The sequence below is a fragment of the Marinoscillum luteum genome, from assembly GCF_044005705.1.
Lineage (GTDB): Bacteria > Bacteroidota > Bacteroidia > Cytophagales > Cyclobacteriaceae > Marinoscillum > Marinoscillum luteum.
In genome coordinates, this window is the sequence record NZ_JBIPKE010000019.1 from 301,950 (window position 1) to 315,205 (window position 13,256).

Here is a 13,256-nt window from a genome sequence, read left to right on the forward strand (position 1 = left end):
GGCGGATGTAGAATAAACTTCGATTTGTTATGATATTCCCAATAGGATTAACGTCACAAGAGGTTCTTGCGAACAGGAATGAGGAGCTTACTCATGGAATCGATTCCACGATACACCAGCGCCCTGGCAGACTTCACTTTCATCCCGAGAAGGCTCGCAATCTGATCGTATTTTAAACCTTCGTAGTAGAATAAGAGAAGGGCTTCCTTCTGAAGAGGTGGCAATTCATTAAGTTTTGCCGCAATCATGCTTCTCTTCTCTTCATCTATCTGCTGATTGATCAACACCAGCTCAGGAGAGAGGGATATAGCAAAGGGATAGGCATCACCCATGTCTCCGGATTGCTCCTTATTCATTTTGGTAAGGACTTTCACCAGTTTATTGCGCAGAGATTTGAAGAGGTAGTACTTGATGGAGTTAGTGTTGCCCAGACGCTCCTTATTGTTGATGATCTCTATAAAAAGATCATGAATAGCATCTTTCACAATTTCCTTTGAGGTCAGCTGGCAGCCGTAGTTGTACAGTGGGTTGGCGTAGTTCCTGTAGATAAATGTGAGCGCAGCCTTATCCCCCTTCTTAAACTTTTCCCATACCACCTCATCGTCCACCGTTGCTTCAGAAAGCGATGGATATTTTTTATCAAATATACCTCTATCAACTGACGAATCTAGGTAGGGATTCTCCATGGGGTTAGGCTGGTTTGTTACAATAATCTCATTAGATTTTCGTAAATCCTATTCCATTTTGAAGAATTTTGTATTTGCCAGGGGTATTATTTGAATATTTTTAATCAATAAAATCATCATTCCACCTGCTAAAAACCTCGTGATTTGAAAGCAAAGGCGCTTAGTTTACTGTCTGAATGAAGTATCCTGAAAATGCAGACCCGCTTTGATTTAATCAAGTGAAGTAACCCTGGCTTCCGACAAAATAAAAAACAAATGCAGCGGATCATTGGCATTGAGCTCCAGGCGGCCGGTGACCCGCACTCTGGAATCCTCCGTTGCCACTTTGTCTTTTGTATAAATTTCGGCAACCGTCTCGGGCCCGGCATTTCCACAGAAAAAGCAGTTGTTATAAGGAAAACGCGAAAGCACAAAAAAATCACCCTCACGGCTCGTTTGGAGCGGAATCACATACCCTTCAATGGTCACGATTTCTCCCTCGAAGCCCTTCAGCTCCTCCGAAAAAACAGGAACCTCTGTCTCTTCTCCCAAAAAATCATCAAAGCCACTAACCAGTTCCAGCCGGGACAAAGTTTCCCATCCCTGAAACGGACTCTGGAGCAACCAGGCAAAAAGGATTAGTACCACTCGCATAATAGAAGTTAATTTGTAAACCAAAACTATAGAAACTACCGTTTGTTAGTCGGTACCTTGTTTAACAACTTTACTTATTACTTTTAAAGTCTATGAGCCTCATAATCGACACTAAAGATATCAAGAAGAGCTATGTGATGGGTAGCGAAACCATCCACGCCCTCAAATCCATTTCCATCCAAATAGAACGTGGCGAGTATGTAGCCTTCATGGGACCCTCAGGATCTGGTAAATCCACCCTCATGAATATCATCGGTTGCCTGGACACTCCGTCAGATGGGACCTACATCCTCAATGATCACGACGTGAGTGACCTGACAGAAAACGAACTGGCAGAAATCAGGAATAAAGAGATTGGGTTTGTTTTTCAAACTTTCAACCTTTTGCCACGAGCTTCCTCCCTGGAAAACGTGGCCCTGCCGCTGATCTATGCTGGCTATGGGAAAGAAGATCGGGAAGAAAAAGCCCTTGCCGCGCTGGATGGTGTGGGTTTGGCAGATCGCGCTCAGCACAAGCCCAATGAACTCTCAGGGGGACAGAGGCAGCGTGTGGCCATAGCCCGGGCACTTGTGAATGACCCAAGTATCATACTTGCGGATGAACCTACCGGAAACCTGGATTCCAAAACCTCTTATTCCATTATGGATTTGTTTGCCGACCTACATCAAAAAGGCAATACCATCATCATGGTCACACACGAAGAGGACATAGCCGAGTATGCACATAGGATCATCAGGCTTCGGGATGGGCTGATCGAGTCTGATGAAGTCAATAAAAACGTGCGATCAACTGTTGCAGCTGTTTAAATAAACCGTATGAGTACCAAGTTATATACCAAGACAGGAGACAAGGGCCAGACGTCCCTTCTGGGAGGCCAAAAAGTTTCGAAATCTGACCTTAGAATTGATGCTTATGGAAATGTGGATGAGCTCAATTCCTTTATCGGATTGCTTAAAGATCATCCCGAAGTGGAAGCTCGCATTGGGAATCAATTCTATTGGATTCAGGAGAATCTTTTCACCATAGGGTCCATTCTGGCCACCGCGCCAGGCTTCACCGGATTTAAATTACCAAAGGTCACGGAGGTTGAAATCAAACAATTAGAAGTTTGGATAGATAAAGCAAGCGGTGAACTTCCAGAATTAAAAAATTTTATTCTGCCGGGAGGTCATCAGGTTGTATCTTTGTGCCACGTTTGCAGGACAGTCTGCCGCAGGGCTGAAAGAAGCATTATTGCGCTCTCGCAAGAAGAACCAGTGGAGAGTGAATTAATCAAATTCATGAACAGGCTTTCGGACTACTTTTTTGTGATGTCTCGAAAAATGGCTCAACTCCTGAACGCACCGGAAACTCCCTGGAGTCCAGGTAATGATTAAAAAATATATCTAATTATTTGAGGTATGACTGAGACAATCGACATCAACATCACGAAAACCAAACATTCGAAAATCCACGAGGCAGACCTGGAAAAGCCACAATTTGGATCAGTTTATTCAGATCACATGTTCCTGGCCGACTACAGCAATGGACAATGGCAAGACCTGAGAATCGTTCCTTACGGCAACCTGAGCATTTCACCTGCCAACACTACCCTACACTATGCCTCCACCATTTTTGAAGGGTTGAAGGCTAACAGATCTGCTGACGGAGAAATTTTGGTCTTCAGACCGGATGCCAATGCCAGAAGGCTTCAGGTAAGTGCAGAAAGGATGTGTATGCCTCCCGTGCCAGAGGAGCTTTTCATGAGTGGCCTCACCGAACTACTGAAACTGGACAGTAGCTGGGTACCATCTGCCCCGGGCACCTCACTTTACATTAGACCCTTGCAGTTGGCCATGGATCCTTATATTGGCATTCGACCATCCAACTCTTACCAGTTTCTGATCATCACCGGCCCCGTAGGCGCCTACTATGCAGAGCCTGTAAAAGTAAAAATAGAAACCAAATACACCCGTGCAGCTCAGGGCGGAACCGGATTTGCCAAAACTGGCGGCAACTACGCTGCTGCGCTCAAGCCCGCAGTGGATGCGCAGAAAGAGGGCTTTAATCAGCTCATCTGGACTGATGCCAAAACACACGAGTTTGTGGAAGAAAGCGGAACGATGAACCTGATGTTTGTCATCAATGACACACTGGTAACGGCCCCCGCCGGTGACACCATCCTCAACGGCATCACCCGGGACAGCATCATCCAGCTGGCCAAGGACAAAGGAATGAAAGTGGAAGAGCGCCCGGTAAGGGTAAGCGAGGTGATTGATTCCATAAAGAATGGCAGCATGCAAGAGGCATTTGGTGCAGGCACTGCAGCCACCGTGGCGCAAATCAAACTCATTCATCATGAGGGAGTGGATTATCACCTACCTCCAGTAGAGGACTGGAAATACTCCGCGGACTTTTTGGACACACTAACCAAAATCAAAACCGGAGAAATACCAGATCCACACAACTGGATCTATAAAATCTAAAATCAGAAAAGCAGTTTGTCACAAACTGCTTTTTTTGTTTATACCGCTTTCAGTAAGCATATCTCTTGCCACTCCAGCCCTCACTTTCGGTCAACTATTAGGAAATCAGGCTCCTTTTGTGTAACTTATTTGACTACCCAAACTCAAATGATATGGTTAAAAGTTACCGGGGCGTGCAGCAAGCCAAGCCCCTCCCCAAAGCTCAGAAAGTAAGTGTGGCCGATTATATGTCCACCAAACTCATCACTTTTCGTCCCGACCAGCACATGGATGAAGTCATCGAAACCCTCCTGAAAAACAAAATATCAGGCGGTCCGGTGGTGAACGAACATGGGGAACTGGTAGGCATCATCTCAGAGGGTGACTGTATGAAAGAAGTGGTACGTGGAAAATACAATAATATGCCCAATCTCAATGGTAAGGTGTCTGAGCACATGACCACAGGCGTCATTAGCATTTCTCCTGAAACGAACATCTTCGATGCGGCTAAAATGTTCCTGGATAAGCGAATCAGGAGGTTTCCGGTGGTCAATATGGGCAAACTCATGGGCCAGATTTCACAAAAAGACATCATGAGAGCCGTGCACAGTATGCAGAGTAGCACCTGGTAGAAAACCCAGCTTTTTAATGTACTCAATTTCTGTCCTTCAATTTCAAATCTGTATAACTTCGCACTCGAATATTCGACAACACTAAATCTCACAACATGACTACAGATCAGTTGAAAGACTTGAAGGCCCGTATCTCGGCCTTGAGGAGGTATCTTTGACTATGATGCCAAGAAAAAAGAAATAGAGGAAGAAGAGTTGGTCACAGCTCAGCCAGATTTTTGGAACGACCCGCAAAATGCGGAGACCACTATGAAGGCGATCAGAGCTAAGAAGACCTGGACCGACCACTTCGAACAAGTAGCAGCCTCTGTGGAGGAAGCTGAAACCCTGCAGGAGTTTCTAAATGAAGGTGAGGGCACAGAGGCGGAAGTGAATGCTGCCTATGAAAAAGCCCTCTCAGACGTAGAGGAACTCGAATTCAAAAAGATGCTTTCCGGCGAAGAGGATCAACTCTCAGCCATGCTTCAGATCAACCCCGGAGCGGGTGGTACTGAAAGTAATGACTGGGCAGGAATACTCATGAGAATGTACATCATGTGGGGAGAGGCCAATGGCTACAAAGTGCGCGAGGTGGAATTTCAGGCAGGTGATGTGGCCGGGGTAAAATCCGTGACACTTGAATTTGACGGTCCGCTGGCCTATGGTTTTCTTAAATCGGAAAATGGTGTCCACAGACTGGTGAGAATTTCACCCTTTGACAGTGGCGGAAGACGTCACACCTCCTTTGCATCGGTATATGTGTATCCTGTGGTGGATGATTCCATTGAGATAGACATCCATCCCAATGACATAGAAATGCATACTTCACGCTCCGGTGGTGCGGGTGGACAGAATGTAAACAAGGTGGAAACCAAAGTGCAGCTGACCCACAAACCAACGGGTATTGTAGTAGTGTGTCAGGTAGAGCGCTCCCAGCTGGCCAACAGGGAAGGTGCCATGAAAATGCTGAAATCCCAACTGTACCAGATGGAGATAGAAAAGCGCAACGCTGAACGCGACAAGGTGGAAGCAGGGAAGATGAAGATTGATTTTGGCTCTCAAATCCGAAATTATGTGCTCCACCCCTACAAGCTGATCAAAGACGCTCGAACAGGACATGAACGCACCGATGTGCAAAATGTACTGGATGGAGATATTAATGACTTTATCAAAACCTTCTTACTCCATCAGCAAGACTAGGCATGTTCAAAAAGTACTCTAAGAACTTTTGGCTCCTGTCTTTTAGCTCATACTTATTCTTTTCCTCCTTTACCATGATTATTCCGGAGCTTCCGGCATATCTCACCGGTATGGGAGGGAAAGAATACATTGGGCTCATCATTGCGCTATTCACCCTCACAGCGGGGATTTCCAGGCCATTTAGTGGTAAGCTCACAGATCACTGGGGAAGAATACCGGTGATGGTAGTGGGCGCTACAGTGAGTGGGCTGGCCGCACTTCTGTATCCTGTTGTGGCCACGGTTTCAGGCTTTCTCCTGATCCGGCTTTTTCACGGATTTTCTACCGGATTTAAGCCCACGGGCACCTCAGCATATATTGCCGACATAGTACCTGCCGATAAGCGAGGAGAGGCGCTGGGCATTTCTAGTTTTTTTGGGTCTGTAGGAATGGCCTCAGGCCCAGCCATTGGCTCATGGTTTTTCCTTCAGTATGGGATCGACGGACTTTTCTACCTCAGCTCCGTTTTTGCTTTCGCCTCTGTGGCCATCCTGATAGGCATGAAGGAGACCCTAAAAACAAAGCAAGCCTTTCACCCCAAAATGTTGAAAATTTCGCGTTCAGACATTTTTGAACCTTCGGTATTCACCCCCTCCACCGTGATGATACTGACCACACTGGCCTTTGGCACGGTGGTTACGCTGGCGCCGGACTTTAGTGATTTTCTGGGCATCAAAAACAGGGGGCTGTTCTTTGTCGTATTTACCAGCTCTTCACTGTTGGTGAGGATCATTGGTGGTCAATTATCTGATCGCTTTGGGAGGAAAGTAGTCCTGAAAGTAAGCACCCTGTTGATTTTCACAAGTATGATTGTGCTGGGCTTCTCCATCACACCATTTCAATTTTTCGCAGGCGCATTCATCTTTGGGATTGGGTATGGCCTGAATTCACCCACTCTTTTCGCATGGACGATTGATCTGAGCCCTGAAGCGAGCCGAGGCAAGGGTGTGGCTACTCTATTCATATTTCTGGAAATAGGGATTGGTGTGGGTGCGCTAATATCGGGCACTGCCTATCAGGGGGTAAACGAGCGTTTTCCCCTCATATTTGGAGCAGCAGGTTTTTTCTCCTTAATTGCTTTCCTTTACCTCCAGTTTTTTAATAGAAGATGAAAGAACGAATCGCCATAGGGGCTTACATGATCTTTGGGACGCTAAATATTACGGCGCAGCTGATCGACGCACCACAACTCGCCCAGACCTCCAAAATCCTGCTGGTACCCACACTGATTTATCTGGTTTTTGTAATGGCCGGGGGCATGGTCACTCTGCCCAGGTTACTTCTGGCAGTTGGGCTTACTTTTTCATGGGCTGGAGATATTCTCCTGCTATTTCCGGATGAGGAAATCTATTTCCTGGGAGGGTTGGGAATGTTTCTGGTGGCGCAGGTGCTTTACACCATTGTGATGTACAAATCGGCCTACAGCAAGCCAAGGGTAAATGTGAAAGCACTGCTTCCCATTGTTCTGTATGGCGTTATCCTTTTCTACTTCATATTACCTCATACGGGCAATCTGGCAGGGCCTATCATTGCCTATGCTGCCTGCATACTGGGCATGGTGAGCATGGCGCGGTTTCGTCAGGGAAAAACTTCAGACGAGAGTTATCAGCTGGCGTTCTTCGGAGCTGCCCTCTTTGTGCTTTCAGATAGCTTTATAGCGCTTGATAAATTTGTGATTGATATTCCCCTGTCCACGTTTTGGATCATGTCCACCTATATAGTGGCTCAGTTTCTCATTGTAAAAGGGGTGATGAGTCATCCCGGGGGATAATCGGGGAAGGTTAGTTGGTATAGTGAAAGGCTACATTGCCCAGTGCTACATCCACTTTGAAGGTGAGAAGGTTTTTGGCATCTGCCCGATAATTCATATTGACAAAGACATTACGCTCTACCTCTTCAAACCCCTCTGCTAGACGCATCCCGCAAAGAGGACTGTCTTTCATATAAATAATCATAGGCACATCCCGACCAGGAAGAAATACGTCCAGATTGCCAGCGCCTACTGAGGCATCCACGGTACACCTGGTGTCACTGGCATCACTAAAGTCCAGCAAGGCGCGACCAAAACCTATATTGGCCATCACATATTTGGCACGTGCAAGCTCCAGGTGTCTGGCCACAATGGAACCCATATCGGCCTTCACCCAAAAGGTATCCATTTCGATCTTGTTGGGCTCGCCATCACTGTAGTCTACCAAAATGTCTGCGCTCCCTGATCTCACTTTGAAATTCTGCACGGAGGTACCACTCAGGTCCACGTCTGCATTTCCAAAACCATAGCTCAGATTGAGCCGGTACTTCTTTTCCCTATCAAAAATGATCTTCCAGTAGTTGTTTTGCTCCGATTTATCCCTGATCATGGCCAGAAGAATCCCGTCGCTCAGGCTGGAGGATCTAAACTCCTGTAGGTCCAGGTGAACCTTGCATACATCATCGACTATTTTACTTCGAAATGAGGGATTGATCTTATCCAGATCGGGATTGCCATAAATAGAAAGAGGCCCTTCGGAATCTGATGATTTGATGAAACAGTTTCCAGCAGTAGCCTCTAATGTGAAATCTATGGTGCTATAACCAGAGGTCTCCTTTAGGGTATAAAACTTCTTTAACTGTCCGTAACAAAACGAAAAAAGCAGCCCAAAAGCCGCTGTAAATACCAACCGCAACATGCCTATCCAATACGTATTAAATGCACATGAGTTGCCAATTTAAATTAAGCGCCAAAAAATTCCTTCATATTCTCGAAAAAACCTTTTTCTCCTTTGGTCGGATTAGGCGTGAAGTTCTCCGAATCCCTCAAAGACTCTAATGTAGCCCTTTCATCCTTGCTCAGGTGTTTTGGCGTCCACACATTCACGTGGATCAGCTGATCTCCTATACCGTATCCTTCGATATCCTTAATTCCTTTTCCTCTCAATCGAAGAATTTTTCCGCTTTGTGTGCCGGGCTCAATTTTGATTTTCACCCGATTGTTCACCGTGGGCACTTCTACTTCAGTACCCAGTGCTGCATCTATGAAGCTCACGTGTAGCTCATAAATCACATTGGTTCCGTCCCGCTTAAGGGTTTCATCAGGTTGTTCTTCTATCAGGATGAGTAAGTCTCCGGGAATACCACCCGCTACTTCGTTGCCCTTTCCGCTCATGCTCAGCTGCATGCCATCCGACACTCCGGCTGGAATCTTCACCGAAATCACATCTTCCTCACGTTTCATCCCCGAACTGTCAGTGCCAGGTGATCGGCTATCCACCGTCTGGCCCACCCCACCACAGGTAGGGCAAGTAGAAGTAGACATCATCTGCCCCAGCATGGTGTTCATGACTTTTCTTACCTGTCCGGTGCCCTGGCAGGTGCTACAGGTTGCAAATTTCGTGTTAGGGTCAACTACCAGTCTGTTAACCTTGATTTTCTTCTCTACTCCGTTGGCTATTTCCTGAAGTGTAAGCTTTAGCTTGATCCGAAGGTTGGTGCCCTTTCGGGTACGTCGGCTTCTGCCGCCGCCTCCACCACCAAAAAAGCTATCGAATGGACTTCCGCCTCCACCGCCGAAGATGTCTCCGAACTGCGAGAAGATATCATCCATGTTCATGCCACCACCACTGTAGCCACCAGCTCCACCAACACCCTGATGACCGAAACGATCATATCGCTGACGTTTCTCGTCGTTGCTCAGGACTTCATAAGCCTCCGCTGCTTCCTTGAACTTCTCCTCAGCTTCCTTATTGTCTGGATTTTTGTCTGGGTGATACTTGATAGCGATCTTACGATAAGCTTTTTTGATCTCATCCTTAGAGGCGCCCTTATCTACTCCCAGTATTTCGTAATAGTCTCTTTTAGCCATTATTATGATTTTGCTCCGGTTACCACTTTGGCAAATCTCACCACCTTATCACTCAGGAAATATCCATTCTCCACTACGTCCACAATCTTACCTGCCAATTCTTCTTCGGCCGGTATTTGCGTGATCGCCTCATGATAGTCGTCGTTGAAGTCATCTCCTTTGTTGACTTCCATTTTCTTCAACCCTTTTGATTCAAGAATCTTTTTGAATTTGTTGTAGATCAATTCCGTACCCTCTTTAGCTGGAGTCATTTCTTCGTTTTCCTCCATGGATTTCAGTCCACGTTCGAAATCATCCAACACGGGCACCAGACTTTCAATCAATTCCTTACTGGCAGACCCGATTAATTCAATCCGCTCTTTAGCAGTTCGTCTCCTGAAATTTTCGAACTCTGAGTACAATCTCAAGTACTTGTCCTTTGCTTCGCTCAACTCGATACTCAATTTCTCCAGCTCAGTTGGTTCCTCTTCTGCTGTCGCAGCTTCAGCTCCACTTTCTTCGTTCTCGGTCACAGGCTGGTCGGTATTTTCCTCCTGATTGACTTCTATATTCTGATCTAGTTCTTTTTCTTCTACTTTTTCCTTCTGCATCGGTAATACACTTTTTTAGAGATAGCTCACTGTTGGCAATTTCTTTGCCAAAGCCGTAGAGGCTGACAAGTTGTCAGAAATGGCCACTACTCAGCGTAATCAGACATTTAGCATTTGCCAAATCTTGTCCTTCAGCTCTTGTATGCCAAGTCCTGTCACACTCGAAATATAAACGTAGGGTAGTTCTGGCAGCTCGGCTTCCATCTCAGCCAAAAGCTCTTCATCGAGCAAATCTGACTTGGTGATGGCCAACAGTCGCTGCTTGTCCAATAACTCGGGATTGTACTTCTCAAGCTCACCAAGCAAGATGTTGTATTCTGCTTTGATGTCCTTGGCATCCGTAGGAATCATAAAAAGCAACATGGAATTACGCTCAATATGGCGCAGGAAACGAATCCCAAGCCCTTTACCATCTGCCGCACCCTCTATAATCCCGGGAATGTCTGCCACCACAAAGGAGCGTTCGTCGCGATATGGAACCACACCCAGGTTAGGCACCAGGGTGGTAAAAGGGTAATCTGCTATTTCAGGCTTGGCTGCAGAAATAACTGAAAGCAGTGTAGACTTACCTGCATTGGGGAAGCCCACAAGACCTACATCGGCTAAAATTTTGAGTTCGAGAATAATCCACTTTTCTACTCCGGGTATTCCCGGCTGGGCATGTCTTGGTGCCTGGTTAGTAGGTGTGGCAAAATGGGCATTGCCCTGACCTCCCATACCACCGGGCAGCAAAATTTGCTCATGCCCATCTTCCATAATCTCGAGCAGGACTTCTCCTGTTTCAGAATCTTTGGCCACAGTACCTACGGGCACATCCAGGTAGATATCACTACCACCTAGTCCGAAACGTTTTCCACCTTCACCATTGCCTCCATGCTCAGCCTTGATATGCTTGCGGTATTTGAGGTGGATGAGTGTCCACATTTGCTTGTTGCCACGCAGGATGATATGTCCCCCTCGGCCGCCATCTCCTCCATCGGGACCGCCTTTTGGTACAAACTTCTCTCTTCGAAAGTGAACTGAACCGGCTCCCCCATCACCTGACCTGGCGTAGAGTTTTACGTAATCAATAAAATTGGAATCCATTCCTTAAGTAAAACTGTCAATCACTGTGCATATCTGATTAAATATTCCTTCGATAGTACCAACCCCATTGATGCCATTGAATTTTCCCTGCTGCTTATAATAACCAGCCACTGGAGATGTCTCCTCTTCATACACCCTTATTCTAGTGGTGATTTTGGCATCATCCTGATCGTCTACCCGACCAGAGGTTTTAGCACGCTCCTTGATACGAGCCCTGAGCTCATCCTCGGGTACTTCCAGAGCCACCATGCCAGATATTTGCAACCCGTGTGCGGTCAGCATCTTATCCAACTCAGCAGCCTGATTGATGGTGCGTGGAAAACCATCAAAAATGAACCCCTTTGCGTCCAGCGTCTCCTTGATCTTATCCTCTACCATGCCCACTACCACCTCATCAGGTACTAGTTTGCCCTCGTCCATATACTTCTGAGCCAGCTTCCCCAGCTCGGTTCCTTCTCCCAAATGTTTTCGGAAAAGATCGCCGGTAGAGATATGTGCCAGCTTATACTTTTCAATGATATTCTCACTTTGTGTACCCTTTCCTGCTCCGGGAGGGCCAAACAGTACGATATTTAACATGGTATAAAATGCTTAATTCAATAATTAAATATAGTGATTAATAATACATGTGAACTTAGTCAATGGCAGCATATATCTGTGACAACTGCCGACCATGACCATCGTAATCCATGCCGTATCCTACTACAAATCTATTTGGAATAGCTATCCCGCAATAATGTACCGGAAACTTGTCATTAAAAACCTCCTTTTTAATAAGTAAAGTGGCCAATGAAACAGAGGCCGGTTTCTTTTCCTCCAGCAAACCTAACAGATACTTCAGCGTGATCCCAGTATCGATGATATCCTCCACTACCACTATATGCTTGCCACTCAACTCATCACTAAGACCTATCAGGCTCTTCACCTCTCCTGTGGTCTGCTCACCCTCATAAGACTTCAATTTCACCAGTTCCAGAGTAAGAGAGACCTCCAACTTCTTCAGCAAATCTGCCAAAAGCATAAAGGCGCCATCCAGTACGCCAAGTATCACTGCTTCCTTCCCTTGAAAATCCCGATTGATCTCCTCCGCCAACCTACCCACTGCAGATGCTATCTCCTTTTCCGAAAGAAATAGCTCGAAGGGCTTTCCATGCAAAGCAATTTTCTTCCCCGTCATAGCTTTTCCATCAGGTATATATACATAGCAATCATTGCTGTAAGATCTTTGATCGCCACCCGCTCATGTGGCGAATGGACGTTGTCCTCCGGGGCACCAATAAAAAGCCAGTCGATCGGGTAAGGAGAATGATGAATCTCACGTCCATCGCTGGAGCCACCACCTTCCACTTCCAGCTGGTGGGCTATGCCCGACTCGGCCGCCAGCTCCAGTACACGGTCGAGAAATTTCCGTCTCGGAATATTTCTATCCCGCATGGAAATAGCCACTCCTGATTCGTGCTGAACACCTTCGGTCACCCAGGTAATGTCTGAAATCAAACACTGTTTTATTGAATAATTCTCCGCGAGGTATTTAATCAGTATGGGCACTGAGCCTCCACCGTGCTCCTCAAACGAACTGAAAACAATCACTCCATCTGTCAGGTGTTCGGCCACCTTCAGTGCATTATAGATTCCAAGCCGGTTGTCCATGTAGGGGCCTTCCAGAAATCCCTCACCCACTTTTAGCGCTGGCTTCCAGGTAAGCGTGGTACCTGTCTCAATGGCCCGAGGAAAATCATAAAACAACTGCCCTTCGTCATCTACCCTGAGGGTACACTGTATCAGTCCTTTGCTATCTCTTCCCACAAGCTCATAGCCATTTTCCACATCAGGTCCGCCTATCGGCACCAGCTGATCGTGATACCTCACCGTGAAACCAATGGTATCCATATGGGCAAAAATAGCGGTGCGTGGCTCGCCAAAAACGAGGATGAGATTGTCTTGCAAAAAATCTCCCGACAAAATCTTTGGTTGAACTTTCCAGCTATCGGAATGCTTTCTTACGTATTGGGTAATAAAGTCCCGCATCAGGTATTCGCTACCTGATGGAGATGGAATGTCTATGAGCTGTTCGAGTAGTTTCATTACAAAAAGGACGCAAAGATAACTTTATCGTAAAGACCCAT

16 protein-coding genes are annotated in these 13,256 nt (G+C 46.4%); 7 read left to right on the forward strand and 9 right to left on the reverse strand.

Annotated elements, in window-relative coordinates:
• Positions 1-53 precede the first annotated feature (53 nt).
• Both ACHKAR_RS16320 and ACHKAR_RS16325 read right to left on the reverse strand, forming a co-directional pair.
• Positions 54-686: an RNA polymerase sigma factor gene (locus tag ACHKAR_RS16320; RefSeq protein WP_395418478.1), complete on the reverse strand. Its 633-nt coding sequence runs from the start codon at positions 684-686 to the stop codon at positions 54-56.
• A gap of 210 nt (positions 687-896) precedes the next feature.
• The gene (locus tag ACHKAR_RS16325) at positions 897-1,319 is read right to left on the reverse strand and encodes a hypothetical protein (protein ID WP_395418480.1); all 423 of its coding nucleotides are present in this window, start codon (positions 1,317-1,319) and stop codon (positions 897-899) included.
• Between the two features lie 92 nt (positions 1,320-1,411).
• On the opposite strand from ACHKAR_RS16325, the gene ACHKAR_RS16330 reads away from it, so the two are divergent.
• The 7 genes from ACHKAR_RS16330 (at position 1,412) to ACHKAR_RS16360 (ending at position 7,384) form a co-directional block, all read left to right on the forward strand.
• Entirely contained in the window at positions 1,412-2,125 is a 714-nt protein-coding gene (locus ACHKAR_RS16330; RefSeq protein WP_159583053.1) for an ABC transporter ATP-binding protein, read from the forward strand.
• A gap of 9 nt (positions 2,126-2,134) precedes the next feature.
• The gene (locus ACHKAR_RS16335; RefSeq protein ID WP_395418481.1) at positions 2,135-2,695 is read left to right on the forward strand and encodes a cob(I)yrinic acid a,c-diamide adenosyltransferase; all 561 of its coding nucleotides are present in this window, start codon (positions 2,135-2,137) and stop codon (positions 2,693-2,695) included.
• Positions 2,696-2,719: 24 nt separating this feature from the next.
• Complete coding sequence (locus ACHKAR_RS16340) at positions 2,720-3,784, forward strand: branched-chain amino acid aminotransferase (protein ID WP_395418483.1); 1,065 nt, start codon at positions 2,720-2,722, stop codon at positions 3,782-3,784.
• A gap of 152 nt (positions 3,785-3,936) precedes the next feature.
• Positions 3,937-4,395, forward strand: a complete 459-nt coding sequence (locus ACHKAR_RS16345) for a CBS domain-containing protein (protein WP_159583047.1) — start codon at positions 3,937-3,939, stop codon at positions 4,393-4,395.
• A 95-nt stretch (positions 4,396-4,490) separates the two neighbouring features.
• A protein-coding gene (prfB, locus tag ACHKAR_RS16350; protein ID WP_159583045.1) for a peptide chain release factor 2 occupies positions 4,491-5,574 on the forward strand; the annotation gives its coding sequence in 2 pieces (ribosomal slippage) (positions 4,491-4,550 and positions 4,552-5,574; 1,083 coding nt in all).
• A gap of 2 nt (positions 5,575-5,576) precedes the next feature.
• Entirely contained in the window at positions 5,577-6,725 is a 1,149-nt protein-coding gene (locus tag ACHKAR_RS16355) for an MFS transporter (protein WP_395418485.1), read from the forward strand.
• Positions 6,722-7,384, forward strand: coding sequence for a lysoplasmalogenase (locus ACHKAR_RS16360; protein ID WP_159583041.1), 663 nt, complete (start codon positions 6,722-6,724; stop codon positions 7,382-7,384). Before ACHKAR_RS16355 ends, ACHKAR_RS16360 begins: the two co-directional genes overlap by 4 nt.
• Positions 7,385-7,394: 10 nt before the next feature.
• Here ACHKAR_RS16360 and ACHKAR_RS16365 read toward each other — a convergent pair whose 3' ends face one another.
• The 7 genes from ACHKAR_RS16365 to ACHKAR_RS16395 all read right to left on the reverse strand — a co-directional run bounded on the left by ACHKAR_RS16365 (position 7,395) and on the right by ACHKAR_RS16395 (position 13,215).
• Positions 7,395-8,282, reverse strand: a complete 888-nt coding sequence (locus ACHKAR_RS16365) for a hypothetical protein (RefSeq protein ID WP_159583039.1) — start codon at positions 8,280-8,282, stop codon at positions 7,395-7,397.
• 44 nt (positions 8,283-8,326) lie between these two features.
• On the reverse strand, positions 8,327-9,454 hold the full coding sequence (gene dnaJ, locus ACHKAR_RS16370; RefSeq protein ID WP_159583037.1) for a molecular chaperone DnaJ: 1,128 nt from the start codon (positions 9,452-9,454) through the stop codon (positions 8,327-8,329).
• Positions 9,455-9,456: 2 nt separating this feature from the next.
• Complete coding sequence (locus ACHKAR_RS16375) at positions 9,457-10,044, reverse strand: nucleotide exchange factor GrpE (protein ID WP_159583035.1); 588 nt, start codon at positions 10,042-10,044, stop codon at positions 9,457-9,459.
• 99 nt (positions 10,045-10,143) lie between these two features.
• Complete coding sequence (gene obgE / locus ACHKAR_RS16380) at positions 10,144-11,130, reverse strand: GTPase ObgE (RefSeq protein ID WP_395418487.1); 987 nt, start codon at positions 11,128-11,130, stop codon at positions 10,144-10,146.
• A gap of 3 nt (positions 11,131-11,133) precedes the next feature.
• A complete protein-coding gene (locus tag ACHKAR_RS16385) occupies positions 11,134-11,709 on the reverse strand; it encodes an adenylate kinase (protein ID WP_159583031.1) in 576 nt (191 codons plus the stop codon).
• A gap of 55 nt (positions 11,710-11,764) precedes the next feature.
• Entirely contained in the window at positions 11,765-12,307 is a 543-nt protein-coding gene (hpt, locus tag ACHKAR_RS16390) for a hypoxanthine phosphoribosyltransferase (protein WP_395418489.1), read from the reverse strand.
• Positions 12,304-13,215: a M20/M25/M40 family metallo-hydrolase gene (locus ACHKAR_RS16395; RefSeq protein WP_395418491.1), complete on the reverse strand. Its 912-nt coding sequence runs from the start codon at positions 13,213-13,215 to the stop codon at positions 12,304-12,306. The genes hpt and ACHKAR_RS16395 overlap by 4 nt, the downstream gene beginning before the upstream one ends.
• Positions 13,216-13,256 lie beyond the last annotated feature (41 nt).